Source organism: Variovorax sp. KK3 (assembly GCF_001984055.1).
Taxonomy (GTDB): Bacteria; Pseudomonadota; Gammaproteobacteria; order Burkholderiales; family Burkholderiaceae_C; genus Variovorax.
Window position 1 is genome coordinate 36,735 of sequence record NZ_LYVO01000041.1, and the last position, 23,790, is coordinate 60,524.

At 68.1% G+C, this 23,790-nt stretch carries 23 protein-coding genes; 8 read left to right on the forward strand and 15 right to left on the reverse strand.

What is annotated here, in order from left to right; translation table 11 throughout:
• Nucleotides 1-38: 38 nt before the first annotated feature.
• From B0W80_RS19665 to B0W80_RS19675, 3 genes are all read right to left on the reverse strand, one after another.
• Complete coding sequence (locus B0W80_RS19665) at nucleotides 39-1,412, reverse strand: MmgE/PrpD family protein (protein ID WP_077000845.1); 1,374 nt, start codon at nucleotides 1,410-1,412, stop codon at nucleotides 39-41.
• A complete protein-coding gene (locus tag B0W80_RS19670; RefSeq protein WP_083745509.1) occupies nucleotides 1,397-2,176 on the reverse strand; it encodes an SDR family oxidoreductase in 780 nt (259 codons plus the stop codon). Before B0W80_RS19670 ends, B0W80_RS19665 begins: the two co-directional genes overlap by 16 nt.
• 119 nt (nucleotides 2,177-2,295) lie before the next feature.
• Nucleotides 2,296-3,318, reverse strand: a complete 1,023-nt coding sequence (locus B0W80_RS19675) for a LacI family DNA-binding transcriptional regulator (protein ID WP_077000847.1) — start codon at nucleotides 3,316-3,318, stop codon at nucleotides 2,296-2,298.
• A gap of 164 nt (nucleotides 3,319-3,482) precedes the next feature.
• Here B0W80_RS19675 and B0W80_RS19680 point away from each other — a divergent pair, with 164 nt between their 5' ends.
• Together B0W80_RS19680 and B0W80_RS19685 are read left to right on the forward strand one after the other, a co-directional pair.
• Nucleotides 3,483-4,283, forward strand: coding sequence for an N-acyl homoserine lactonase family protein (locus B0W80_RS19680; RefSeq protein WP_077000848.1), 801 nt, complete (start codon nucleotides 3,483-3,485; stop codon nucleotides 4,281-4,283).
• A gap of 13 nt (nucleotides 4,284-4,296) precedes the next feature.
• Complete coding sequence (locus tag B0W80_RS19685; RefSeq protein WP_077000849.1) at nucleotides 4,297-4,626, forward strand: antibiotic biosynthesis monooxygenase; 330 nt, start codon at nucleotides 4,297-4,299, stop codon at nucleotides 4,624-4,626.
• Here the strand turns inward: B0W80_RS19685 and B0W80_RS19690 are convergent.
• The 9 genes from B0W80_RS19690 to B0W80_RS19730 form a co-directional block, all read right to left on the reverse strand.
• Nucleotides 4,623-5,366, reverse strand: coding sequence for an ABC transporter ATP-binding protein (locus tag B0W80_RS19690; RefSeq protein WP_077000850.1), 744 nt, complete (start codon nucleotides 5,364-5,366; stop codon nucleotides 4,623-4,625). The two genes, B0W80_RS19685 and B0W80_RS19690, sit on opposite strands and share 4 nt — an antisense overlap.
• Nucleotides 5,359-6,354 carry a branched-chain amino acid ABC transporter permease gene (locus B0W80_RS19695; RefSeq protein WP_077000851.1) on the reverse strand — a complete coding sequence of 332 codons (996 nt, stop codon included), beginning with the start codon at nucleotides 6,352-6,354 and terminating at the stop codon, nucleotides 5,359-5,361. Before B0W80_RS19695 ends, B0W80_RS19690 begins: the two co-directional genes overlap by 8 nt.
• Before the next feature lie 10 nt (nucleotides 6,355-6,364).
• Nucleotides 6,365-7,249, reverse strand: coding sequence for a branched-chain amino acid ABC transporter permease (locus tag B0W80_RS19700; protein ID WP_077000852.1), 885 nt, complete (start codon nucleotides 7,247-7,249; stop codon nucleotides 6,365-6,367).
• Nucleotides 7,250-7,300: 51 nt separating this feature from the next.
• Entirely contained in the window at nucleotides 7,301-8,524 is a 1,224-nt protein-coding gene (locus tag B0W80_RS19705; protein ID WP_077000853.1) for an ABC transporter substrate-binding protein, read from the reverse strand.
• A 109-nt stretch (nucleotides 8,525-8,633) separates the two neighbouring features.
• Nucleotides 8,634-8,945, reverse strand: coding sequence for a non-heme iron oxygenase ferredoxin subunit (locus B0W80_RS19710; protein ID WP_077000854.1), 312 nt, complete (start codon nucleotides 8,943-8,945; stop codon nucleotides 8,634-8,636).
• A 1-nt stretch (nucleotide 8,946) separates the two neighbouring features.
• Complete coding sequence (locus B0W80_RS19715) at nucleotides 8,947-10,245, reverse strand: SRPBCC family protein (protein WP_083745510.1); 1,299 nt, start codon at nucleotides 10,243-10,245, stop codon at nucleotides 8,947-8,949.
• Between the two features lie 23 nt (nucleotides 10,246-10,268).
• Complete coding sequence (locus tag B0W80_RS19720; protein WP_077000856.1) at nucleotides 10,269-10,766, reverse strand: aromatic-ring-hydroxylating dioxygenase subunit beta; 498 nt, start codon at nucleotides 10,764-10,766, stop codon at nucleotides 10,269-10,271.
• A 19-nt stretch (nucleotides 10,767-10,785) separates the two neighbouring features.
• Nucleotides 10,786-12,423, reverse strand: a complete 1,638-nt coding sequence (locus B0W80_RS19725; protein WP_077000857.1) for a thiamine pyrophosphate-binding protein — start codon at nucleotides 12,421-12,423, stop codon at nucleotides 10,786-10,788.
• A 51-nt stretch (nucleotides 12,424-12,474) separates the two neighbouring features.
• A complete protein-coding gene (locus tag B0W80_RS19730) occupies nucleotides 12,475-13,455 on the reverse strand; it encodes a tripartite tricarboxylate transporter substrate binding protein (RefSeq protein ID WP_077000870.1) in 981 nt (326 codons plus the stop codon).
• Nucleotides 13,456-13,739: 284 nt separating this feature from the next.
• Between B0W80_RS19730 and B0W80_RS19735 the strand changes: the two genes are divergently transcribed.
• The 3 genes from B0W80_RS19735 (at nucleotide 13,740) to B0W80_RS19745 (ending at nucleotide 19,335) form a co-directional block, all read left to right on the forward strand.
• A complete protein-coding gene (locus B0W80_RS19735; RefSeq protein ID WP_077000858.1) occupies nucleotides 13,740-15,443 on the forward strand; it encodes a SpoIIE family protein phosphatase in 1,704 nt (567 codons plus the stop codon).
• On the forward strand, nucleotides 15,440-17,938 hold the full coding sequence (locus B0W80_RS19740) for a response regulator (protein WP_077000859.1): 2,499 nt from the start codon (nucleotides 15,440-15,442) through the stop codon (nucleotides 17,936-17,938). Before B0W80_RS19735 ends, B0W80_RS19740 begins: the two co-directional genes overlap by 4 nt.
• A gap of 185 nt (nucleotides 17,939-18,123) precedes the next feature.
• Nucleotides 18,124-19,335, forward strand: coding sequence for a lytic murein transglycosylase (locus B0W80_RS19745; protein ID WP_373038815.1), 1,212 nt, complete (start codon nucleotides 18,124-18,126; stop codon nucleotides 19,333-19,335).
• 16 nt (nucleotides 19,336-19,351) lie between these two features.
• Here B0W80_RS19745 and B0W80_RS19750 read toward each other — a convergent pair whose 3' ends face one another.
• Entirely contained in the window at nucleotides 19,352-19,633 is a 282-nt protein-coding gene (locus B0W80_RS19750) for a hypothetical protein (protein ID WP_077000861.1), read from the reverse strand.
• Nucleotides 19,634-19,830: 197 nt separating this feature from the next.
• On the opposite strand from B0W80_RS19750, the gene B0W80_RS19755 reads away from it, so the two are divergent.
• Nucleotides 19,831-20,652, forward strand: coding sequence for an MHYT domain-containing protein (locus B0W80_RS19755; protein WP_077000862.1), 822 nt, complete (start codon nucleotides 19,831-19,833; stop codon nucleotides 20,650-20,652).
• Nucleotides 20,653-20,685: 33 nt separating this feature from the next.
• Here the strand turns inward: B0W80_RS19755 and B0W80_RS19760 are convergent, their stop codons facing one another.
• Entirely contained in the window at nucleotides 20,686-21,468 is a 783-nt protein-coding gene (locus B0W80_RS19760) for an IclR family transcriptional regulator (RefSeq protein ID WP_077000863.1), read from the reverse strand.
• Nucleotides 21,469-21,648: 180 nt separating this feature from the next.
• Between B0W80_RS19760 and B0W80_RS19765 the strand changes: the two genes are divergently transcribed.
• Both B0W80_RS19765 and B0W80_RS19770 read left to right on the forward strand, forming a co-directional pair.
• Nucleotides 21,649-22,665 (forward strand): TRAP transporter substrate-binding protein, encoded by a 1,017-nt coding sequence (locus tag B0W80_RS19765; protein ID WP_077000864.1) that lies wholly within the window; start codon nucleotides 21,649-21,651, stop codon nucleotides 22,663-22,665.
• Between the two features lie 55 nt (nucleotides 22,666-22,720).
• On the forward strand, nucleotides 22,721-23,167 hold the full coding sequence (locus B0W80_RS19770; RefSeq protein ID WP_077000865.1) for a type II 3-dehydroquinate dehydratase: 447 nt from the start codon (nucleotides 22,721-22,723) through the stop codon (nucleotides 23,165-23,167).
• Here B0W80_RS19770 and B0W80_RS19775 read toward each other — a convergent pair.
• A partial coding sequence (locus B0W80_RS19775) for a methyl-accepting chemotaxis protein (RefSeq protein ID WP_256856629.1) occupies nucleotides 23,164-23,790 on the reverse strand: 627 nt, incomplete at its 5' end. The two genes, B0W80_RS19770 and B0W80_RS19775, sit on opposite strands and share 4 nt — an antisense overlap.

The following is a 23,790-nucleotide window of genomic DNA, read 5'->3' on the forward strand; positions in this document are numbered from 1 at the left end:
TGTCTTCCTTCAGAGCTAGGGGATTGGGAAATGCCGGGTCAGGTGCGGCCGGCGGCCAGCGGCATCAGCGCACCGGCATCGTCGGCCGTGTCGAGCGACCACAGCGCGTCGATCAGCGGGTCGGGTGCGCAGCCGCTGCCGCCCCAGGCGGCCAGCGTCCGGAGCTTGCGTGCGAGGTCTTCGTCGGTCAACGGTGCGCCCAGGCTGCCGCGTGCGGCGTCCACGCGGTGCGACACCGTGTCGCCGCCGCGAAGATGAAGCGTGACCTGCGCCGCCTCGATGCCATAGCGCGCATCGTCGACGAAGCGCACCTTGGCGCCCAGATCGCGCCACGCCGGGTCGGCCACACAGGCATCGCTGAACTCGTCCAGCCCTGCCCTGCCGAGCGTCAGGCAGACCGCCACCGCATGCTGCGCGCTGACCTGCGCCTCTCGGCCCGAGCGCGGCGCGGGCCGGTCGGTGCGTTCGCGCAGCAGCGGGTGGCCGGTCAGGGCGACGGCTTCCACCTCGTCGAGCATGCGGCGCGCGCTCTCGTGCAGTGCGAGACAAGCTTCGATGACCGGGTTGAGCACCACGCCGCACGGATAAGGCTTGTAGGTGTTCTTCATGAGCTCCCAGCGTTCGCCGAGGCCCTGCGCCACGCCTTGCAGGTCGGGTTGTTCGCCCGTCACCCGCAAAAAGCCGCGCGACCCTTCCACCGGTTGCGCCGGGCCCTGGAAGCCGCGAGCCGCCAACAGTGCAGACAGCAGCCCATTGGACGCAGCGTTGCCCACGCCGATGCTCTTGGCCATGCTGCCGAGGTTTTCCACCAGGCCACCCGATTGCGCAGCGGCGTTGCCGAGCGACCAGAGCACGCCCTGCGCTTCCAGGCCCAGCACGCGCGCACTGGCCGCGGCAGCGCCGAAGACGCCGCAGGTCGACGTGATGTGCCAGCCGCGCTGGTAGTGCCCCGGCGAGATCGCGTTGCCCAGCCGGCATTCCACCTCGACACCGAGGACGAAGGCCAGCAGCAGTTCGCGCCCCGACAACCGCCGCGTCTGCGCGAGCGCGAGCAGTGCCGGCGCGACCGGCGCGGTCGGGTGGATGATGGTCGGCACGTGGGTGTCGTCGAAGTCGAAGACGTTGCCGCTCATCGCGTTCAACGACGCGGCATGCAGCGCGTCGGTCTGCTCCGTCCGCCCGATCACGGTGCAGCCGGCGCCGCTGCGAAATCCGGAAAACACGGACGAGGCCGCTTCGATCGCCGGGTCGCGGCAGCCTGCCAGGGCCGTGGCGAAGAAATTCACCAGCGCGCGCTTGGCCTCGTGCCGCACCGCCTCGGGCAGTTCGTCCCATCGCGTGCGAACCACGAAGCGCGACAGCGCCGCGCTGATCTCGTTCGAGCCCTCCATGCCGCTCAGCTCGCCAGCCATCCCGCCTCCACGGGCATCACGGCCCCGGTGATCTCGCCGCCCGCCGGGCCGCACAGGAACACCAGCATCTGCGCCACGTGGGCCGCGTCGATGAAGCGGTGCGTCGGCTGCTTGCCCTGCAGGAACTGCTGCGTGGCGCGCTCGCGCGACAGTCCGGTCTCTTCCATCAGCGCGTCGATGCGCAGCTCGCTGGTCGGCGTCAACACGGCACCCGGACAGATGGCGTTGCAGGTGATGCCCTGGTTGATCGTCTCCATCGCCACGGCGCGCGTCATGCCGATCAGCGCCGTCTTTGTCGTGACGTAGTCGACGCGATTGGCGATGCCGCGCGAGCCGTACACCGAGGTCATGTTGAAGATGCGGCCCCAGCCGCGTGCCCGCATGCCGGGCAGGCTGAGCCGGATGGTGTGGAACGCGGCGCTCAGGTTCACCGCGAGCGCACGGTCCCAGCACTCGACGGGAAAGGCATCGATGGCGGCGAAGTGCCGTGTCACCGCGTTGTTGACCAGCACGTCGATGCCACCGTGGCGCTCGTGCACGTCGCGCACAAGCTTCTCGGTGGCGGCCGCGTCCGTCAGGTCGACCTGCATGTAGCTGGCCACCACGCCGTGCGCCTGCGCCAACTCTGCCGCGCGGCCGCGCACGCCCTCTTCCGGCTCGATCCCATGCAGGACCACGTTGCAACCCGCACGCGCCAGCTCCTGGGCCACCGCGAAGCCGAGCCCTCCCGACGAGCCGGTGATCAGTGCTGTCTTACCCTTCATGCTCAATCATCCGATCCCAAAGTGTGCTGGCCGCCATCGCGTTGTGATAGCGGTAACATTATCGGAAAAAGAAGGGGCGTGCAAGTAGTTTCGCCCTGCCCGGCTCGGCGGGCCGGGCTTCAGGTGCTTTCGCGCTGGATGACTTCGAAGCCGAGGTCGAGGCGAACCGCGTCGCCCGTGCCCCGCACCCTGTCCAGCAAGGCCTCGGCGCTGCGGCGGCCGATCTCCAGCCGCGGCAGCCGCAGGCAGGTCAGCCGCGGCACCGTGTGCTGCAGGATGTCGAGGTCGTCGAAGCCGGCGATCGCGATGCGGCCGGGCACTTTCCACCCGCGCCGCTGCGCCTCGAACAGCGCCCCGATGGCCAGCACGTCGCCGGCGAAGAAGATGGCGTCGACGTCGGGCGCGCGCGACATCATGTCGACCATCGCGTGGGCGCCCGAGGTCAGGCCCGGCCCCACCTCGCTGAGCAGTGAGGCATCCTTCGGCAGGCCCAGCGACTTGAGCGCCGCCAGGTGCCCGCGCAGGCGCTCGCGCGCGCGACGGTTGATCTTGGTGTCGAGGCTGACGAAGCCGATGCGCTTGTAGCCGCGCGCCGCCAGGTGCAGCGTCATGGCCTTCGCGGCTTCGGCATTCGAATAGCTGGCCACCATGTCGATGGGACTGCGTGGGATGTCGCCGGTCTCGATCACCGGCACGCCGGCGCGCTCGATCATTTCGAGCGCCCGCGGCGTGTGGTCGGTGTTGTGCAGGATCAGCCCGCAGACGCGCTGCGCGAGGAAGGCGCCGATCAGCGCCTCTTCTTCCTGCATCGAATAGCCGCTGTCGGCGAGCATCAGGTGCATGCCGGCCGTGCGCAGCACGTCGGCCGAGCCCTTGAGCGTTTCGGCGTAGAGCGAGTTCTGGATGCTGGGCACGATCTGCCCGACCACGCTCGACCGGTTCGACGCCAGGTTCGCCGCGATGCTGTTGGGCACGTAGCCGATCTTCTTGACGGCGTCGAGCACCGTCTTTCGCGTCTCCTCGGAAAGCCGCTGCGGCTCGCGCAGCGCGCGCGACACCGTCATCAACGACACGCCGGCCGCCTTGGCCACGTCGCGCATGCGGGCGCCCTGCCCGCCCGAACGAACCCTGCCCTCAGCCATGGCCGGCCCCTGCGTCCGCGTCGCCGCCGCCCCTGCGCGCCGCAGGTGCACCCTGGAACTTGTGATTCTTCATCCGGGAAATGATAAGTGACAGGCCCGGTGACAGCCATTTATGATAGCGGTATCATGATTCGCATCGATTCTCGAACCGGACGCGCGAACCCATGACAGACGCTCTCCCCGACTACCAGGTCTACGCCATCAAGTACGCCCATCACGACCGCATGTCGTCGGCCAACTTCATCGGCGGCGACAGCCACGACGTGCCCATGCCGCTCGACTACTTCGTCTGGGCCGTGGTCGGCGCGTCGCGCACCTTCCTGGTCGACACCGGCTTCGACCAGGCGGGCGCTGCCAAGCGCGGCCGTGTGATCACCCGCCCCATCGACGAAGGCCTGAAGGCGATCGGCATCGACGCCGCCGCGGTCGAAGACGTGATCGTGACCCACATGCACTACGACCATGCCGGCAACCGCGAGCTGTTTCCGCGCGCACGCTATCACCTGCAGGACCGCGAGATGGCCTACTGCACCGGCCGCTGCATGTGTCATCCCACGCTGAGCCATCCATTCGAGGTCGAGGACGTCGCCAGCATGGTGCGGCGGGTGTTCGACGGACGCGTGCGCTTTCACGACGGCGATTCGGACGTGGCGCCCGGGCTGAGCGTGCATCGCGTCGGCGGCCACACCAACGGCCTGCAGGTGGTGCGCGTCCACACGCGGCTGGGCTGGCTCGTGCTGGCTTCGGACGCATCGCACCTGTACGCCAACATGGACCAGCAGAGGCCCTTCCCGGTGGTCTACAACGTCGGCGACATGCTCGAAGGCTATGCCCGGGTGCATGCGCTCGCCGATGCCCCGCAGCTCGTCGTGCCGGGGCACGACCCCGAAGTGCTGCGCCGCTTCGCCGCCGGCAGCCGCGAGCACGAGGGCTGGATCGTGCGGCTCGACTCGCCTGCGCACTGACGAGGAGCAGCGCATGGAATGCATGGTCTTGATCCGCCGCTTGATCAGGCCCGAGCGCGAGCAGGATTTCCTGGCCTGGCACCACGCCCAGGCCGTGCCCCGACACGAGGGCTTCATCGGCAAGACGCTGACCCGGCTCGACGACATGTCGGCGCTGCCGCCCGGGCTCAACAGCTTCCACGTGGGCGGCAACCCCGGCTGCGCCACGTACATCATGGTGGAGCGCTGGCAGTCGATCGAGGCCTTCCGCGCCTACGTGCCGAAGGCGAGCACCGCCGACCAGGACGAGTTCGAGGCCGTGCCCCGCCAGCGCGTGATCCTCTCCGTGGTCCAGGACCTCTAGGACCCCATGTACGCCTCGATCACCTGCGGATTGCTGGACACTTCCTCGTAGCGCCCTTCCGCCAGCACGCTGCCGCGCTGCAGAACGGTGATGCGGTCGGAAATGCCGGCCACGATGTTCATGTTGTGCTCGACCATGAGGATGGTCCGCCCGGCCGCCACGCGCTTGATCAGCGCGGTGACGCGCGCCACGTCTTCGAGGCCCATGCCGGCGGTGGGCTCGTCCAGCAGCATCAGCTCGGGCTCCATGGCCAGCGTGGTCGCGATTTCCAATGCGCGCTTGCGGCCGTAGGGCAGGTCCATGGCCAGGTCGCCCGCGAAGCGCTCCAGGTCGACCTGGGCCAGCAGTTCCATGGCACGGGCATCCAGCGCCTTCAGCGTGCTGCCGCGCTTCCAGAAGTGGAAGGAAGTGCCCAGCCTGCGCTGCAGGCCGACGCGCACGTTCTGCAGCACCGTCATGTGCGAGAACACGGCCGAGATCTGGAAGGAACGGATCACGCCCTGGCGCGCGATCTCCGCCGGCCGCGCGCGGGTGATGTCGCGGCCGTTGAAGAGGATGCTGCCCGCGCTCGGCTCGAGGAACTTGGTGAGCAGGTTGAAGCAGGTCGTCTTGCCGGCGCCGTTCGGTCCGATCAGCGCATGGATGTGCCCGCGCTGCACCTCCAGGTCCACGCCGTCGACAGCCCGGAAGCCGCGAAAATCCTTGCGCAGGCCCTGCGCCTTCAGGATGGCGTCAGGCATCGGCGGCCTTGCCCGGCGCGGCCCGCCCGAGCCGCAACACGTGCGCCAGCTCGCCGAGGACACCGCGGCGAAAGGCCAGCACGCAGGCCATGAAGATGAGGCCGGTCACCAGCGGCACCGAGGTGCCGATCGCCCGGAACCATTCGACGCCGGTCGAGCTGGCCAGCAGGTTGCCGATGTCGCCCAGCTTGTTCTCGAGCGCGACGATGATCGCGGCGCCGAACACCGGGCCGGCGAAGGTGCCCATGCCGCCCATCAGCGTCATGAGGATCACGTGGCCCGACATGGCCCAGTGCACGTCCGTCAGCGTGGCCGCGCCGAGCACCACGCTCTTCGTCGCGCCGGCCAGGCCGGCCAGCGCGGCCGACAGCACGAAGGCTGCGAGCTTGTACTTGGCGATGTCGTAGCCCAGCGAGACCGCGCGCGGCTCGTTGTCCTTGATGGCCTGAAGCACCTGGCCGAAGGGTGAATGCACGATCCGCATGATCAGCGCGAAGCCGGCCAGGAAGATCGCGACCACGAAGTAATACATGGCGAGGTCGTTGCGCAGGTCCACCAGCCCGAACAGCGTGCCGCGCGGAATGGATTGCAGGCCATCCTCGCCGCCGGTGAACGGCGCCTGCAGGTAGAAGAAGTACAGCATCTGCGCGAGCGCCAGCGTGATCATCGAGAAGTACACGCCCTGCCGGCGGATGGCCAGGCTGCCGATGAAAAGCCCAACGAGTGCCGAGGCTGCGGTGCCGAACAGAATGCCCAGCGGCGTCGGTAGCCCGAGTGACGCCAGCGCGTAGCCGCAGAAATAGGCAGCGCCGCCGAAGAAGGTCGCATGCCCGAACGACACGAGCCCGGCGAAGCCGATCAGCAGGTTGAAGGCGCAGGCGAAGAGCGCATAGCACAGCACCTTCATCACCAGCACCGGGTACAGGAAGGCCGGCGCCACCAGCAGCGCGAGCACGGCGACGGCGTAGCCCAGCTTTCGAAGGTCCATCGGCGCGCCTCTACTTCTCGCGGCCGAACAGGCCCACGGGCCGCAGCATCAGCACGACGGCCATGACGATGAAGACGACCGTGGCCGACAACTGCGGATAGAAGATGCCCACCGCGCTCTCGATCAAGCCCAATCCCAGGCCGGTGAGGATCGCGCCGAGGATCGAACTCAGCCCGCCGATGACCACCACCGCGAACACGACCACGATCAGGTTGGCGCCCATGAGCGGCGAGACCTGCACCATGGGCGCTGCGAGCACGCCGGCAAAGCCCGCCAGGGCCGCGCCGAAGCCGTAGGTCAGCGTCACCATGCGCGGCACGTTGACGCCGAAGGCTTCGACCAGCTTCGGGTTCTCCGTGCCGGCGCGCAGCGTCGCGCCCAGGCGCGTTTTCTCGATGACGAACCAGGTCGCGAAGCAGACGACCATGGAGACGGCGACCACCCACGCGCGATAGTTGGGCAGCACCATGAAGCCGATGTCCATCGCGCCCGAGAGCGCATCGGGCGCCGAGTACGAGCGCCCCGACACGCCGTAGAAGGAATGGAAGAGCCCTTCGAGCGCGAGCGCCAGGCCGATCATCAGCAGCATGCCGTACAGGTGATCGAGCCGGTAGAGCCGGCGCAGCGTCGTGCGCTCGATGAAGATGCCGAAGGCGCCGATGAGGAGCGGCGCCAGCAGCAGCATCACCCAGTAGCTGAGCCCGAAGTAGTAAAAGGCCATCCAGGTGACGAAGGCGCCCAGCATGTAGAGCGCGCCGTGCGACAGGTTGATCACGTTGAGCAGGCCGAAGATGATCGCGAGCCCGAGCGAGAGCAGCGCATAGAAGCAGCCGTTGACCAGCCCGAGGAAAAGCTGCGCCAGCAGGGCCTGCAGCGGGACGCCGAAGAGTTCCATGGCCGGTCGCAGAGAGTGTGCGCGCCGAAAGTCAGGCGCGTTTGCCGAACGTCACTTCCACAGCGCGCACTTCGTCTCCGACTTCTTGGTGAAAGCTTCGTCGCCGGGGATGGTCTTGACGGTCTTGTAGTAGTCCCAGGGGTACTTCGACTCCTCGGGCTTCTTCACCTGGCGCAGCGACATGTCGTAGACCATGCGGCCGTCGGGCCGGATCACGCCGCTGGCGGTGTACATGTCGTTGATCTTCGTGGACTTCAAGGTCGCCATGACCTTGTCACCGTCGTCGGTGCCTGCCGCCTTCACGGCCTTCAGGTAGGTCGTGACGGCCGAGTAGTCGGCCGCCTGCATGGCCCCCGGCATCTTCTTCATCACCTCGAAATAGCGCTTGGCCCAGGCGCGCGAGGCATCGTTCTGGTCCCAGTACCAGCCGTCGGTCAGGTACATGCCCTGCGTCAGCTTCAGGCCCAGCGCATTGACTTCGGGGATGTGGGTCAGGATGGCGGCCAGCGTCATCGACTTGTTGATGCCGAACTCGTTGGCCACCTTGATGGCGTTGATCAGGTCGTCGCCGCTGGTGGCCAGCGCCAGGATCTTCGCCTTGGACGACTGCGCCTGCAGCAGCAGCGCCGAGAAGTTGGGCGTGGCGCCGACCGGGTGCTTCACGCCGCCGAGCACCCTGCCCCCCTTCGCCTTGATGACGTCGGTGGCGTCCTTTTCCAGCGAGGTGCCGAAGGCGTAGTCGGCAGTCAGAAAGAACCAATCCTTGCCGCCCGCTTCGACGATGGCATTGGCCGTGCCGCGCGCGACCGACACGGTGTCGTACGCATAGGCCACGTTGTAGGGCGTGCATTCCTCGTTGGTGAGGCGCGCCGTGGCCGCGGTGACCGCGAACATCGGCTTCTTGCGCTCGGCAGCCAGCTTGGCCAGCGCGAGCGCAGCGCCCGAGTTCGCGCCGATCACCAGCATGTCCATGCCCTCGCGATCGAACCACTCCCGCGCCTTGGACGAAGCGACATCGACCTTGTTCAGGTGATCCGCGTAGAGGAACTCGACCTTCTTCCCGCTGATGTCGCCGAAGTCCTTCACGGCCATCTTGATCGCCTCCACGCCGCCCTGCCCGTCGTTGTCGGAGTAGACGCCGGAGATGTCGGTCAGGAAGCCGATCCGGATGACGTCGCCCGAGAACTGCGCGAACGCGGGCGACGCCGCGATCAGCGAAAGCGCCGAACAGGCGGCGATGGCGGTACGTTGAACACGGCTGCGGCAGTGGTTCATGGTGTCTCCTTCGTTCGGCCGGGCGCTACACGCATCGACCCGTTTCTTGTCGAATTATGATAGCGCTAACCAACCCGAGGTCAAGATGGCGAACCATCGCTTCCATGCGCTACACGCCGACGAAGACGTCGCCGTCCTCGATGCGCACTTCGAACACCGGCAGGTTCTCGCGCGCCGGCGCGTTCAGCACCTCGCCCGTGCACACGTTGAAGCAGGACTGGTGCATCGGGCACTCGATGGTTTCGCCGTCCAGATAGCCGTCCGACAGCTTCACGTCCTTCTGGTGCGGGCAGAGATCACCCACGGCATGCACGCGGTCGCCGAAGCGGTATAGCGCGATCGGGCGCCCTTCCACCGTCACCGGCAGGGGCGTGCCTTCCCATACGTCCTCCAGCGAGCTCGCACGATGCCATTGCGTCATCTCAAAGTCCCATCTTCTCGCGGTAGTAGCTGTAGAAGCCGCGGATCAGCGTCTCGGTGAGCATGGTGTCCTGCGGCGCGTGGTCCACGCCGCCCATGGTCACGACCTGCACCGACTCCGGTGCGCTTTCGGCCACCGGCTGCATGCGTGCCAGCACTTCGCTGTCGTCGATCGCCACGTAGCCGGCCGGGCCCATCAGGTTGGCCTGCTTGAGCCGGCGCCGGTTCATGGCCTCGTCGTCGTCGTCGAATCCGTAGTGCGTCCACGACAGTTCGGTCTGCGAGGCCGACTTGGGGACCAGGTGCCGCAAGGCCAGCGAGTTGCCGTGCTGCTGGAAGAAGACCGAGGGCAGCACCGAGAAATTGATCATCGCGCTGTCGCCCATCTCGTCCACCGGCTTGACGACTTCCATGTCTTCGAGCTTGAAGTCGGTCTTCAGGTTGGCCAACTGCTTCGTGACTTCGTTCTGCTGCCCCGCGGTGGTCGCCGAATAGGTGGAAGCCATGATGCCGTGGCGCCCGCCGATCGTGGGCACGGCCTTGAAGGCGGTGTCGGTGCGCAGCAGGCCGAAGGTGAGGAAGAAGCTGTGCAGCAGGGTCGCGTGATAAGGGTCGCGGCTGTTCTCGAGGTAAAGCTTCCAGTTGCAGGGGAGCAACTGGCGGTTGTAGCCCAGCAGGCGCAGCTTCTTCTTGCCACCGCCGGTGGCGCGCAGCACCAGGGAGTGGATCTCTTCACCCAGGTAGTCTTCGAGCGAGGGCGCCTCGTCAGAGAAGCTGGCCCAGACGATGCCGCCCAGCGTGGCCACGCGCAGCTTGCGCAGCCCGTGCTCGGACTTCTGGAAGTCGCGCGGCATGCCGCCCTTCCCCATCGCGCCGCGGAAGAATGGCAGGCCGAGCAGGTTGCCTTCGAGGTCGTAGTTCCAGTGGTGGTAGGGGCAGGTGAAGTCCTTCACCACGCCCTTGTTCTCCCAGCACAGTTGCGAGCCGCGGTGGGCGCAGCGGTTTTCGAGCACGTGGATGTGGTCGTCCTCGCCGCGCACCATGATCACCGAGCGCGGCCCGATCCAGCTGCGCTTGAAGGCGCCGACGGCCTCGATCTCGCATTCGAGGCCGACGAAGTTCCAACCCGGGCCGTCGTGGAACACCTCCATCTCGCGCGCGAAGAGCGAGGGGTCGGAATAGATCCAGGCCGGAATGCGAGTGTCGCGCGTGTCGGGCCAGCGCCGCATCTGCCAGGTGGAGATCGGGGTTTCGGTTGCCGCGGCGCACGATGTCGCTTCGGGAAGGGTGTCAGTGGTCATGGTCGAACTTGGAGCTTCGAACGTCAAACGGGATACACAAGTGAGGTGCGTACGCGGTAGTTGTCGAACACGCAGACGCGCTCGCGCAGCTTGAGGCGGCCGTCCTCGCGCACCACGCGGTCGAGGTAGCGGCCGGTCATGAACAGGTGCGGCTCGCGGTCCGACAGGCTCTCGAAAATCGCGAAGCTGGCCTGGGCCTGGATCTCGTCGCCGTCGATGGCGTTGATGCGCGTGCCGCTGACCAGGCGGCGCAGCGTGCGCGGCTCGAACACCGCCGTCTCGCGAATGGCCGCGACGCGGTCGCGCAGCGAGCCGAGCCCATCGCATGCGATGGTCGACAACGGCAGGCCCTGGTCGAAGTTCTCGAGCGAGACGACGCGGTACACGCATCCCTCGGTGAAGAAGCCGACCCAGCGCGCGAAGTCGAGGTCGTCGAGCGTCGTGGCGTAGTCGTCGTGGAGGTCGCGCAGTTCGGCGCGCAATGCCGGGTCGCTGACCGTGGTCGGTAGGTGCTTGTCCATGAAGGGTGTGAGGGTCGGGTCAGCCGCGCAGCGAACGCAGCTGCGCCGGGTAGGTACTGGGATCGACGATGACGTCGACGAGCGCCGGGCCGTCGGCGGCGAAGGCACGCTGGAGCGCGGCGCCCAGCTCGGCGGGCTCGCTCACGCGCAGGCCCTGGCAGCCGTAGCCTTGCGCCACCAGCGAGAAATCGCTGGGCGAGTAATCCATGCCGCGTCGCTCGAGGCCGCGCTGCCCCTGCTTGACGCCGATCATGGCGATGGCAGAGTCGTTGAAGACCACCACCGTCAGCTTGCACACCGCCTGCACCGCCGTGGCCAGCTCCGAGGCGCACATCATCAGGCCACCGTCGCCGGTGAAGGCCACCACGGGGCGCGAGGGGTCGGCCAGCGCCGCGCCGATGGCGGTCGGCAGTGCGTAGGCCATGGTGGCCAGGCCGCGCGAGATCAGCACGTCGCGCGGCGCCGCGGCGTCGAAGAAGGCCATCACCGGCAGCATGTGCGCACCGGCATCGACGGTGATGCGGGCCCGCTGCGGCAGCAGCCTGCACGCGGTCTGCGCGAGCAGCGTCGGCGTGATGCCTGCGCCTTCCGCGACTGCGCGTGCCTGCATGTGCGACTTCAAGGCCTTGAGTTCGTCGGCCTGCCAGCCGCTGCGCCCCAGGCCTTCGCCGAGTTGCGCGGCCGCGGCGCCGAGGTCGCCGACCAGGGCCACCGCTGGCGTGAAGTGGTTGCGTCCGAAGGGGTGCGTGCTGAGCTCCAGCACCGGCGCGCCGTAGCGCCAGGGCTTGGGCAGCAGCTCGATGGGATCGAGCCCGTAGGTGACGATGAGGTCGGCCGACTTCATCGCCTCGTCTTCCGCGCCACCGGCCATGAAGAGGCCCATCATCCGCGGATCGGCATCGGGCAGCGCGCCCTTGCCCATGTAGGTGGAGAACACGGGGCACTGCCACGCCGCGGCCAGGTCGCGCAGGCCCTGCGCGGCACCGGCTTCACGGGTCTGCAGTCCGGCGATGACGACCGGCCGACGAGCATGCGCCATCAGCTTGCTCGCGGCCGCGACGGCGTCGGCCGGGTGCGCCGGCAGCGGCGCCTGCCGCGCGGGTTGCACCGGCAGCGACGAAGCCGGCACCTTGTTGCGCATGCCCTGCCCCGTCACCTCGAGGTAGACCGGGCCGCGCGGCCGCGCGAGCGCGAGGTCCAGGAGCGGCCCGACGGCGGGCAGCGCCTGCGGCGAATCGACGCGCAGCGCGCCCTTGGTCACCGGCTCGAGCATGCGCTGCTGGTCGAAGCGCTGGTGGCTGACGAAAGCCTGCTCGTTCTCGTAGCCGTCGCTGATCACCACGATGCCGCAGCGGTCGAGCATGGCGCAGGCCACGCCGTTGACGCCGTTGGCCAAGCCCGGGCCCCGGGTGGTCAGCAGCACGCCCAGGCTGTCGGTGAGCTCGGCTTCGGCGGCGGCCATCATCGCGGCGGCGCTTTCGGTGCGGGCCAGCACGAAGGCGATGCCGGCTTCGTGCGCCGCGGCGATGATGTCCAGGCTGCAGTCGCCGCCGGGAACGCCGTAGATGCGCTTCACGCCGCGCGCTGCGAACTGGGCGACCAGCGCCTGGGCGCCGGAAAGGCTGGCATCCGCGCCGGCCGAAGAGTCATGGGTCATCGATGCGATCTCGTGTCGTGGTCGTGTCTTGAACAAAGATGAAACGATGGCTCAGTCGGCCACCAGCTTGGCCTCGTCCACCACCTTCTTCCAGCGGAAGTACTCGCTGCGGATGAAGGCGCCGAACTCCTGCGGCGTGCCGGGGATGACGGCCGAGCCCTGCTCCACCAGTTTGGCGTTGACCTCGGGCACGGCCAGCGCTTCGTTGAGGGCGGCATTGAGCTTGGCGATGCGATCGGCCGGCGTACCGGCCGGCGCGACGATGCCGAGCCAGCCGCTCACCGCATAGCCCGGCACGCCGGCCTCGGCGACGGTGGGAATCTCGGGTGCGGAGGCGAGGCGCGTGTTACCGCTCACCGCCAATGCGCGCACCTTGCCGGCCCGCACCTGCGGCAGGGTCAGCAACGGGTCGCTGAAGGCGAAGTCGATGTGGCCGCCCATGAGGTCCGTCAGGGCCGGTGCGGCGCCCTTGTACGGAACATGGGTCAGATCGGTGTTCGTCATCTGCCCGAAGACGACCATCGCCATGTGCGGCGAACCGCCCGCGCCGGGCGACCCGTAGCGCAGGCGCCCCGGGTTGGCCTTCGCGTACTCGACGAGCTCCTTCACCGTCTTCACAGGCAGGTTGGGTGTGACGACCAGCATGTTCGAGAACGACACCAGCCGCGCCACCGGCGCATAGTCCTTGAGCGGATCGAAGCGCACGCTCTTGTACATCGACGGATTGATGGCCAGCACGCCGATGGTGCCCATCATCAGCGTGTAGCCGTCGGGCGGCGACTTGGCCACCAGCTCGGCCGCGATGTTGCCGTTGGCGCCCGGCTTGGCCTCGACCACCACGGGCTGGCCGAGCGATTGCGTGAGCCGATCGGCCATGAGACGCGCGACGATGTCCGACGCGCCGCCGGCCGCACTGGCCACGACCAGCTTGATCGGCTTGTCGGGAAACACCTCGGCCGATGCATTGCCCGAGGCGCCGAACGTGCCCAGCAACGCCATGAGGCCCGTGACGATCACCCTGGCTTTGAACATCTGCATGTCTCCTTCGCTTTCCGATGATTTCCGACGATCTTCGAAGATCGGTAGAATTTATGATAGCGCTAACCTAGAACCGAGCTTAAGCACAAGGAAGATCGATGTCAAGCCGGGCTTGGGGGCCGGCATCGCACTTGCCGGCCTGTCGCACGGCGCCTGTCGGAGCCCCGATGTGACGCGCTGAAATCGCGTTGAAATCGCGTCGACATCGACGGCTTGCCATCCCGCCTGTCGACTCCGAGAATTCGCACTCGCACGGCAACCGCGTCGCTCGCGAAGCTATGAACCCCGACCCCGTCCCTCCCGTGGCCTTGGTGGTGGATGACGAGCCAGTCACTCGCCTGATGGCGAAGCTGACGCTGGAGGGGCTGGGCTGTGCGCCCGTTCTCGAAGCCCAGGACGGCATCGCGGCGCAAGAGGTGCTGCGCGCGCATCCCGAGGTCGCGCTGGTGCTGACCGACATCATGATGCCCCGCATGGACGGCCTGGCGCTGCTGCGCTGGGGCAGAGAGGCCGTGCCCGACGCCATGTGGATCGTGTTGTCGGGCCTGGAGACCTTCGACTCCGCGGTGACGGCCATCCGCCTGGGCGCCTTCGACTTCCTGCCCAAGTCGCCGCACCGCGAAGAGATCGGCGTCGCAGTGCGCAATGCGCTGGAGAAGCGACAGCTGCTGGCCGAGCGCGAGCGGCTGCATCGCGAGCTGCAGCGCAAGGTGCGCGAGCTCGAAGAAACGTCCGCGGCGCTGCGTCACGACCTTGAACGCGCCGAAGTCATCCAGCGCGCCCTGCTGCCGCGCAGCCCGCCGCCAATGGAGGGCTATTGCATCCAGGCCGTGTACCGCCCGGGGCAGCACGTGGGCGGCGATTTGTACGACGTGGTGCGGCTGGGCGAGCGGCACCTGGCCTTCTACCTGGCCGACGCCACCGGCCACGGCGTGACCTCGGCGATGCTGTCGGTGTTGTTCAAACAGCGGCTGGTGCTGGCCGATCCCGCCACCGGACTGGCGCTGCCGCCAGCGGAAGTGCTGGCGGCGGTCAACCGCTCGATCTGCGAGGCGCATGCCGCCCCGGGCTTGTTCCTGACCGCCGTATTCGGCCTGCTGGACTCCTCGGACGCCAGCCTCACGCTGGCATCGGCCGGACATCCTCCCGTGCTGCACGCACGCGCAGGCGCGCCGACCCGCCTGGTGCGCCGCACCGGCCCCGCGCTCGGCCTGGCGCCGGACGCGCGCTTCGGCCAGGAGCGACTGCAGTTGCTGGCGGGCGACCGCATCCTGCTCTACACCGACGGGCTGCTGCCATCGGGCTCGGATCGTGAACTCGAGTTGCTGCAGGAGGTGCTGGCCCGGCCGATGTCCAGCGCTCAAGAGGTGGCGGCGCACCTGCAAGGCAGCGCGGCGCCGTCGCCGGACCGGGACGACGTGACGATCCTGCTCATCGACGCCCACGCCGGCGCCTCGTGGTTCGACAACGGTGCCGAGGCGCCTTCATCGGTCATCGCCGACGTGCCGCGCAACGAGGGCGAGGTGGTCTTCTACGGCGAGACCGACGATGCCGCGTGGCTCGCGCTGCGCGGTCGGGCCGCCTGGATGCACTGCGATGCCTTCCACGACGCCGCCCTGGCCATGCTGGACGCGAAGCGCCTGCTCGTGATCGACCTGTCGCGCTGCGAGTACATGGACAGCACCTGCCTGGGCACGGTGCACGAGTTGGTGGCGCGCGGGCGCGTGCTGCTGGCGGGCGTGACGCCGGCCGTGCGCGCTCTGTTCGAGGAACTCAGCATGCAGCAGGTGCTCGATGCGGTGCGCGACGATCTTCCGGCTGCGCCGGGGCTTTACGCGTTGAACGCGCAGGGCGCCGACGATCTTGCGCAGGCGCGCATCCTTCGCGCGCACGAGGCGTTGTCGGCCCTCAGCGAGCACAACCGCGAGGAGTTCAAGGACGTGGTGGCATCGCTGCGCGGCGACGAGGGCAGCCCGCGATGAGCACCGCCGCCGCCATCCGCGTGCTCGTCCTCGAGGACGACCCGGCCGATGCGGACCGCCTGCGTGACCGGCTCGACGAGGAAGCCCTGGCCTGCGATCTGGTGCGGGTGCGGACGCGCGATGAATTCGACGCCGCCTTGCAGAAGCAGGCCTTCGACCTCGTGCTGTCGGACTTCGAAGTGGGCGGCCTGGCCGCGGTACGGCGGGCCAAGCAGCGGCCCGAGCTGCCCGTCATCGTGATCGCGACCGCGCTCAGCGAGGAAGAGGCGGTCGACTGCATGAAGGCCGGCGCCACCGACTACGTGCTGAAGCAGCGCCTGCGCCGTCTTGGCTTTTCGGTGCGGCGCGCGCTGGCCGAGCAGTGCCAGCGGGCCGCGCTGCGCCGCGCCGAAGAAGATCTGCGCGCACTCAACGCCGAGCTGGAGGCGCGCGTTCGCGAGCGCACCACGGAGCTGGAAACGACCAACGCCTTCCTGAACTCGGTGATCAACCACATCCCCTACCAGGTGATCGTCAAGGACCCCGTTCACCTGAAGGTGGTGCGCGTCAACCGCGCCATGGAAGAGCTGACCGGGCGCAGCCAGCAGGAGCTCATCGGCATGACGGCGCACGAGTTCGTGCGCTCCAGCGAAGAAGCCGACTTCTTCGATGCCAAGGACCGCGAGGCCCTGGCGCTCGGCCGCGAAGTCGACATCCCCGAGGAGACCCTGCACGCCCACGACGGCAGCGTGAGGGTGCTGCATGCGAAGAAGCTCCCGATCCTCGACGACACAGGCCAGGCGCGCTACGTGCTCACCATTTCGGAGGACGTGACGGAGCAGAAGAAGAAGGAACGCGAGATCGAGCGGCTCAACGCAGAGCTGTCGCGGCGCAGTGCCGAGGTGGAGGCGGCCAACCGCGCCAAGGGCACCTTCCTGGCCACCATGAGCCACGAGATCCGCACGCCGATGAACGGCATGCTCGGCATGCTGGAACTGCTGAGCCTGACCGAGCTCGACTTCGAACAGCGCGAAACGCTCGGGCTGGTGCGCGAATCGAGCCGCTCGCTGCTGCGCATCATCGACGACATCCTCGACTTCTCGAAGATCGAGGCCGGCAAGCTCGAAGTGCGGCCCGAGGTCGTGTCGATCAAGCGCGTGATCGAGGAAGTGCAGAGCATCTACCTGGGCAACGCCAGCAGCAAGGGGCTGATCGTGCGGCGCATGGTCGACCCGCGCGTGAGCCCGGCGCTGCGGGTCGACCCGGTGCGGCTGCGTCAGATCCTCAACAACTTCGTCAGCAACGCGATCAAGTTCACCGCCGATGGCTGGATCGACATCAACGTGCAATGGCTGGGACGCAACGAGGGGCACGAGCACCTGCGCTTCGAGGTCAAGGACACGGGCATCGGCATTTCTCCGGACGACCAGCGGCGCCTGTTCCAGCCCTTCACCCAGGCCGATGGCGACGAAGGCCGGCGGCGGCCCGGCGGCACCGGGCTGGGCCTGGTCATTTCGCGGCAGCTCGCGCAGATGATGGGCGGCACCATCACGCTCGAGAGCGCGGCGGGCAAGGGCACCACGATCACGCTGGAGCTGTCGCTGCCCATCGCCGAGGCGCCGGCAGGCAGCGACGCCGATGCCGCGCGCCCGCTGCCCGCGTCGGCGCGCCGTGCGGCGCCGGACACCGCACAGGCCGAGGCAGAAGGCACGCTGGTGCTGCTGGTCGACGACCATCCGGTGAACCGCATGCTGCTGATGCGGCAGGTTCGCACGCTGGGCTATGCGGCCGAGACGGCGGACGACGGCGCGCAGGCGCTGGAGCGATGGAAAACGGGCCGCTTCGGCCTGGTCATCACCGACTGCCACATGCCGCACATGGATGGCTACGAATTGGCGCGCAGCATCCGCAGCCTGGAGTCGGCAGCCGGCGGAACACGCGTGCCGATCATCGCCTGCACCGCCAACGCGCTGCAGGGCGAGGCCGAGGCCTGCCTTGCAGCGGGCATGGACGACTTCCTGATCAAGCCGGTGGAACTCGCGCAGCTGACCGGCAGGCTCGATCGATGGCTGCCGCTGCCGGCGGCGCTGCCAGCGGCGGTGACGCCCTCCCCGCTCGCTCCGCCGTCGTCGTCGACGAAGCCTGGCAACGAGCCCGGCACGGATGCCGCCGCCGACAGCCCGATCGACCAGGCGCTGCTCACGGCCAATTGCGTCGGCGATGCATCGGTAGTGAGCCAGGTGCTGAACGCGTTCCAGCGCACCTGCGAAGACGACTCTGCCGGCCTGCGACAGGCCCTGGCCGCCGACGATGCCGCGCAGGTCACGCAGTTCGCGCATCGCATGGCCGGGGCCAGCAAGATGGTCGGCGCGCGTTCGTTCGCGCTGGCGTGCGAGCACATCGAGCGCGCCAGCCGCCGCGGCGACTGGCAAGCCGTCGCCGCGGGCATGCCCGCGTTCGAGCACGAGCGCACGCGACTGGCGGCCTATTTCGCGCAGCGCAGCGCGGCAGCCTGAGCCATCGCGGCAGCGCGTCATGGTGCCGAGCCAGGCCGGCGCGACAGGCCGACGACAATGCAGCCATGCACCCAGTACGACACCCTGCGGTGCGCCTCCATCGGCGTGCCATCACCGTCATCGCGATCGCAGTTCTGGGAGGCTGTGCGACCGCTCCCGCGCCCGCACCTTCCGCCACCCCGCCCATGCCTGCGGCCGTGCGACCGCAGCCGCCCGCGGCTGCCCCGCCACCGGCGGCGATGCCTGTGCCCCTGCCCGTGGACGATGCGCAGCACCAGCAGCGCTTCGCGCAGTGGATCGCCGACTACCGCAACTTCGCCCGCGCCAACGGGATCGGCGAAGCGACGCTGCAGCGCGCCTTCGAAGCGACCCAGTTCCTTCCGCGCGTGATCGAGCTGGACCGCGCGCAGCCCGAGTCCACGCGCACGGTCTGGGCCTATCTCGACAGCACCGTGTCGGACGCACGCGTGACCAATGGCCAGGACAAGCTGGTGCAGGTCCGATCCGAAGCCGATGCCGCTGCCGTGCGCTACGGCGTTCCGCCGACCATCCTCGTCGCCATCTGGGGCATGGAAAGCAACTATGGTGGCAACTACGGCAACACGCCGACCATCGACGCGCTGGCGACCTTGGGTTTCGAAGGTCGCCGGGCCGACTGGGCGCGTGGAGAACTGCTCGCGGCCCTCAAGATCCTCGAACGCGGCGACATCCGGCGCGAGGACATGATCGGCTCATGGGCCGGTGCCATGGGCCAGACGCAGTTCCTGCCCTCGAGTTTCCTGGCCTACGCAGTGGATGCCGATGGCGATGGCCGGCGCGACATCTGGGGCAGCATGCCCGACGTGATGGCGTCGACTGCCAATTTCCTGTCGCGCTCGGGTTGGCAGGCGCAGCAACCGTGGGGAACCGAGGTCGTACTGCCACCCGGCTTCGACCCCGCCCGCGCCGATGCGGCCGTGCGGCAGCCCACGGTGCAGTGGGCCGCCGAAGGCCTGCGCAGCATCGACGGCCGGCCGCTGCCCGAGTTCGCCGATGGGTCGGTGCTGCAGCCCGCCGGTGCGCGCGGCCCCGCGTTCCTCGTCGGCCCGAACTTCCGCACCATCCTGCGTTACAACAACTCGACCAGCTATGCGCTGGCGGTGGGCCTGCTGGCGCAGCGCCTGGCCGGCGGGCCCGGCGTGCAGGCGTCTTGGCCGCGCGACATGGTCGCCCTCACGCGCAGCCAACTGGTCGACATGCAGGCCGCGCTCAACCAGCGCGGCTTTGCCAGCGGAACACCCGATGGCGTGATGGGGCCGGCGACGCGCGAGGGACTGCGCCGCTACCAGCGCAGCGTCGGCCTGCCGGCAGACGGCTTCCCGAGCCTCGAATTGCTCCAGCGCCTGCAGCAACCCTGAGGGTCGCGCCCGGTGCCTACGCGGCCGCGGGCTTGGGCGCCGGCTCCAGCGCGGGCGGGCCGAAGGGCTCGTTGGCGTGCCGAAGAATCCGGAGCGTCTCGCCGAAGATCGCATCGACCAGGGGCTTCTCGGGCAGGTTGCCCGGGATGCTCCGGTGGTCGTTCACCACACCGTCGATGACGCCGCCGATGAAGCCGGACTGCCTTCGCTCGGCCTCCTGCAGGAGCACGTGAAGCAGGTAGGCACAGGCGCCGGACTGGGCGTGCGGGGGCGGATGGTCAGGCGTCGTGGTGGTCATGCAGTGGGTGAAAGTTGGAGGTTGGCGCCATTCTGCCGCCCCGCCACGCCGTGAAATCGCAGGAAGAGCCCTGGTAGACGAACGCAAACAGACGAGAACTTTTGTTTCGCGTGACTTCAATCACAGCCCTGATGTAGTAACAATGAATAACATTGTTACCACTGAAAACAACGCCCTGATGGGCCTCGGCGCGAACCATGGAAACCCTGATCGTCCCCGTCTACCAGGTCGGATTCGTCGGCCTCTCCTATCTGCTGTCGGTCATCGGCGCCTTCATCGCACTGACCGCTGCACGGCGCATTCGCCGTGCCGACGGCAGCACCAGCATCTCCAACAGCATCGTCACCGGCATCGCCTTGGGCGGCATCGGCGTGTGGTCGATGCACTTCATCGGCATGGTCGCGGTCAAGCTGCAGATGGGCATCGCCTATTCGCTCTTCGAAACGCTGGTCTCGCTGGTGGCTGCGATCGCCGCCTCTGCACTCGCGCTGGCCTACGTGGCGCAGGCACCGAACAACCCGCGACGCATCGTCACGGCCGGCTCGCTGCTGGGCCTGGGCGTGGCAGTGATGCACTACCTGGGCATGTATGGCATGCGCTTCGGCGGCTTCATCCGCTGGGATGCCGGCATCGTCGCGCTGTCTGTCCTGATGGCGATGGTGGCTGCGAGCGCGGCCCTGTGGCTGGCTTTCAATACCCGCACGATCGGCGTGCGCCTCGCGGCCGCACTGGTGATGGGCCTGGCCGTCTGCTCGATGCACTACACCGGCATGGGCGCCGCGGACTTCATCTGCACGACCGCGACGCCGCGCGCCATTCCGAACGGCTTCGGCGTGATCAGCGCGCTCGACCTGCCGGTGCTGGTCACGCTGGTGGCGGTGGGTGGCGCGTTCATCATCGCGCTGGAACAGATCCTGAGCTTCGCGGCGCAGATGGCCGCCGCGCCTCGCGGCGCCTCGCGCTCTGCACGCACCGGCAGCACCGCTCGCCCCATGCATCGTGCCGCCTCGCGCACCTGACGAAGGCCGCCGCGCGCTGCTGAGGCCGCCCGCTCAAGCGCGCTTGCGCAGAAGCGTCGATGCGCCACTGGCTTGCGCGACATCTTCCGCCGTGGCCAGCAGCGCCGGCCCCAGTTCGGCCATGCGCGCCTCGGTGAGGCGCACCAGCGGCCCGGCGATCGTCACCACGCCCAGCACCGGGCCCTTCCCCACCTGAACCGGCGCCGCCATGGCGGTCATGCCCGGCGCGAACACCTCGTTGATCATGGCGAAGCCCCGCTTGCGGGTGGCGCGCAGGTAGGCCAGCAGGCCCTTGACGGTCGTCACCGCGTTGGGCCCGAAGGCCTCGGGCGTGCCGAAGCCCTGCTTCGCGACCAGTTGCAGCGCCTCTTCTTCGGACAGCGTGGACAGCCAGGCGTGGCCGGCCGAACTGCACGACAGGTTGACCGACAGGCCCATGTCCGGGTCGTAGCGCAGTCCACGCGTGGCGCCTTGCGCCTTGGCGACGAAGGTGAGTTCGCTGCCGTCGACCACCGCGAGCCGCACGAGTTCGCCCGACTCGGCCGCCAGCTTGTCGAGCAGCGGCTGCGCGACGTCGACCACGCCGCTGTTGCTCAGGAAGCTCAGGCCGAGCGACACCAGCTTGATCGTGAGCGTGTAGCGCGCATGGCTCTGGTCCTGCCGCACGTAGCCGCACTGGACCATCTCGGCCAGCAGGCGGTGGGTGGCGCTCAAGGGCATGTCGAGCCGCGTGGCGAGCACCGACAGCGGCAGGCCGTCGGGGTGCTCCACGAGCAGTTCGAGGACGCGAAAACTTCGCTGGAGGATGGCGGCCATGGGGAGCGCCAGTGTATTCGCGCGGGTGCGCGAGCCGGTTCCACGCTGTTAAGTAGCTTCCCTAGTGGAAAACATTTCCACTTTACTTAGCATTCGCTCGCTTGCCGTATTCCCGTCTCGTCCGGTGTTCCACGGCATGCGAAGCCGCCGCCTTTCGCACCCAACCATCTGGAGCTGATCTTGACAACGACTCTTCGCACGCTGGCCGTGTTCTGCGCAGCGCTCGCCCTTGCCTCCCCGTTACTTGCGCAGAATTCGCAGGAGCGGGTCATCCGGTTCGGCCACCTCAACAACGCCGACCATCCGGTGAGCTTCGGCGTCAAGCGCTTCGCCGAATTGCTGGCCGCGAAGAGCGGCGGCAAGCTCAAGGTACAGGAGTTCCCGGCCTCCCAGCTCGGCAACGAGATGCAGCAGCAATCGGCGCTGCAAGGCGGCGTGCAGCAGATGTCGGCGCCGGCCACGACCTCGCTCGCAGGCATCGTCAAGGAGTTCGGCCTGGTCGACTTTCCCTTCGCCCTGGCCAGCTTCGCGCAGGCCGACGCCCTGCTCGACGGCCCGCTGGGCCAGGCCTTGATCGCCAAGCTCCCCGAGAAGGGACTCGTCGCGCTCGGCTACTGGGACCTGGGCTTTCGCAACGTGACCAACAGCAAGCGCCCGATCACGAAGGCCGAAGACCTCGACGGGCTGAAGATCCGCGTGATTCCGAACCCGGTGTTCCTCGAGACCTTCAAGGCCTTCAAGGCGAACCCGGTGCCGATGCCGTTCGCCGAGCTCTACGGCGCACTCGAATCCAAGGCGGTCGACGGACAGGAGAACCCGTTCTCGGTGATCCTGTCGAACAAGTTCTTCGAGGTGCAGAAATACGTCAGTGCGACGAACCATGTGTACGCGGCGAACATCGTGCTGGTCAGCAAGAAGTTCTGGGACTCGCTGAGCCCCGCCGAGCAGAAGATGATGCAAGACGCCGCCGCCGAGTCGCGCAGCTACCAGCGCCAGGTCAGCCGGGCGGCGGCACAGAAGTCCGTCGGCGAACTGCAGAAGCTCGGCATGAGCTTCAACGACATCAGCCCGGCCGAGCAGGCACGCATGCGCAAGATCGCCACACCGGTGACCGACCGCGTCGCGGCCACCTACGACGCGGCGATCGTCAAGCTCTACACGGATGAACTGGCGCGCATCCGCAAGGCGGCGCCATGAGCCGCAGGGCCGTTCCCAAGGCGAATACCGCAGCGCGTAGCGCGGAGGTTGCCGTATGAGCCGAATCGTCTACATCCTCAACGGCTCCAACCTCAACATGCTCGGCAAGCGCGAGCCGCATCTCTACGGCACGACCACGCTCGACGAGGTCCGCAGCCGGACCGAAGCACTGGCGCGCGAACTCGACCTGACGACCGAGTTCCGGCAGACCAACAGCGAATCGACGCTCATCGACTGGGTGCAGGAGGCCTTCGAAAAAGACGCCGCGATCGTGATCAATCCGGCCGGCTTCTCGTTTCGATCGGTGCCGCTGCTCGACGCGCTCAAGCTCATCAGCCGGCCGGTCGTCGAGGTGCACATCACCAACATCCACAAGCGCGACGAGATCTACAAGCATTCGCTGGTGTCGCTGGCCGCGACGGGCGTGATCTGCGGGCTGGGACCGGGCGGCTATCTGCTGGCGCTGCGTGCAGTCGCGGAGAGCATGGACGCCGGGGCTTAGAAGCTTTCCCAGTCTCCGCCCGCAGGCACCTTCGCCGGCGACGCTGCAGGGCGCGGTGCGGCGGCGCCATTCAGCCGCTGCACGGGCTGCGCCGTGCGCGCCGGCACCACGGGCCGACGCGCGGCCGAAGCCGGCCGAGCCTGCACCGGCAACGGCACGGACAACGCCACCGGAGGCGCCTCGTCGTCGTCTAGCTTGAAGGTGCCGACCAGTTGCGACAACTGGCCCGCCTGCTCCTGCATCGATGCCGCCGCCGCGGCCGCCTCTTCGACCAACGCCGCGTTCTGCTGCGTCACCTGGTCCATCTGCGTGATGGCCTGGTTGATCTGCTCGATGCCTTGCGTCTGCTCGTGGCTGGCCGAGGTGATCTCGCCGATGATGTCCGTCACGCGCGCGACGCTGCCGACGATCTCTTCCATGGTGCGGCCCGCTTCGCTCACGAGCGCGCTGCCGGCATCGACCTTGCCGACCGAATCGTCGATCAGGCCCTTGATCTCCTTGGCCGCCGCCGCGGAGCGCTGCGCCAGGTTGCGCACCTCGGCCGCGACCACCGCGAAGCCGCGCCCCTGCTCGCCGGCGCGCGCCGCTTCGACCGCCGCATTCAGCGCCAGGATGTTGGTCTG

What these genes read in the sequence shown, in the direction of transcription:
- B0W80_RS19715 (WP_083745510.1), bottom strand. Translation starts at nt 10,245, where the DNA reads ATGACCACTGACACCCTTCCCGAAGCGACATCGTGCGCCGCGGCAACC.
- B0W80_RS19760 (WP_077000863.1), bottom strand. Translation starts at nt 21,468, where the DNA reads ATGGCCGCCATCCTCCAGCGAAGTTTTCGCGTCCTCGAACTGCTCGTG.
- B0W80_RS19710 (WP_077000854.1), bottom strand. Translation starts at nt 8,945, where the DNA reads ATGACGCAATGGCATCGTGCGAGCTCGCTGGAGGACGTATGGGAAGGC.
- B0W80_RS19755 (WP_077000862.1), top strand. Translation starts at nt 19,831, where the DNA reads ATGGAAACCCTGATCGTCCCCGTCTACCAGGTCGGATTCGTCGGCCTC.
- B0W80_RS19690 (WP_077000850.1), bottom strand. Translation starts at nt 5,366, where the DNA reads ATGCCTGACGCCATCCTGAAGGCGCAGGGCCTGCGCAAGGATTTTCGC.
- B0W80_RS19740 (WP_077000859.1), top strand. Translation starts at nt 15,440, where the DNA reads ATGAGCACCGCCGCCGCCATCCGCGTGCTCGTCCTCGAGGACGACCCG.
- B0W80_RS19720 (WP_077000856.1), bottom strand. Translation starts at nt 10,766, where the DNA reads ATGGACAAGCACCTACCGACCACGGTCAGCGACCCGGCATTGCGCGCC.
- B0W80_RS19730 (WP_077000870.1), bottom strand. Translation starts at nt 13,455, where the DNA reads ATGTTCAAAGCCAGGGTGATCGTCACGGGCCTCATGGCGTTGCTGGGC.
- B0W80_RS19750 (WP_077000861.1), bottom strand. Translation starts at nt 19,633, where the DNA reads ATGACCACCACGACGCCTGACCATCCGCCCCCGCACGCCCAGTCCGGC.
- B0W80_RS19670 (WP_083745509.1), bottom strand. Translation starts at nt 2,176, where the DNA reads ATGAAGGGTAAGACAGCACTGATCACCGGCTCGTCGGGAGGGCTCGGC.
- B0W80_RS19680 (WP_077000848.1), top strand. Translation starts at nt 3,483, where the DNA reads ATGACAGACGCTCTCCCCGACTACCAGGTCTACGCCATCAAGTACGCC.
- B0W80_RS19675 (WP_077000847.1), bottom strand. Translation starts at nt 3,318, where the DNA reads ATGGCTGAGGGCAGGGTTCGTTCGGGCGGGCAGGGCGCCCGCATGCGC.
- B0W80_RS19735 (WP_077000858.1), top strand. Translation starts at nt 13,740, where the DNA reads ATGAACCCCGACCCCGTCCCTCCCGTGGCCTTGGTGGTGGATGACGAG.
- B0W80_RS19700 (WP_077000852.1), bottom strand. Translation starts at nt 7,249, where the DNA reads ATGGAACTCTTCGGCGTCCCGCTGCAGGCCCTGCTGGCGCAGCTTTTC.
- B0W80_RS19665 (WP_077000845.1), bottom strand. Translation starts at nt 1,412, where the DNA reads ATGGCTGGCGAGCTGAGCGGCATGGAGGGCTCGAACGAGATCAGCGCG.
- B0W80_RS19695 (WP_077000851.1), bottom strand. Translation starts at nt 6,354, where the DNA reads ATGGACCTTCGAAAGCTGGGCTACGCCGTCGCCGTGCTCGCGCTGCTG.
- B0W80_RS19685 (WP_077000849.1), top strand. Translation starts at nt 4,297, where the DNA reads ATGGAATGCATGGTCTTGATCCGCCGCTTGATCAGGCCCGAGCGCGAG.
- B0W80_RS19725 (WP_077000857.1), bottom strand. Translation starts at nt 12,423, where the DNA reads ATGACCCATGACTCTTCGGCCGGCGCGGATGCCAGCCTTTCCGGCGCC.
- B0W80_RS19770 (WP_077000865.1), top strand. Translation starts at nt 22,721, where the DNA reads ATGAGCCGAATCGTCTACATCCTCAACGGCTCCAACCTCAACATGCTC.
- B0W80_RS19705 (WP_077000853.1), bottom strand. Translation starts at nt 8,524, where the DNA reads ATGAACCACTGCCGCAGCCGTGTTCAACGTACCGCCATCGCCGCCTGT.
- B0W80_RS19745 (WP_373038815.1), top strand. Translation starts at nt 18,124, where the DNA reads ATGCCTGCGGCCGTGCGACCGCAGCCGCCCGCGGCTGCCCCGCCACCG.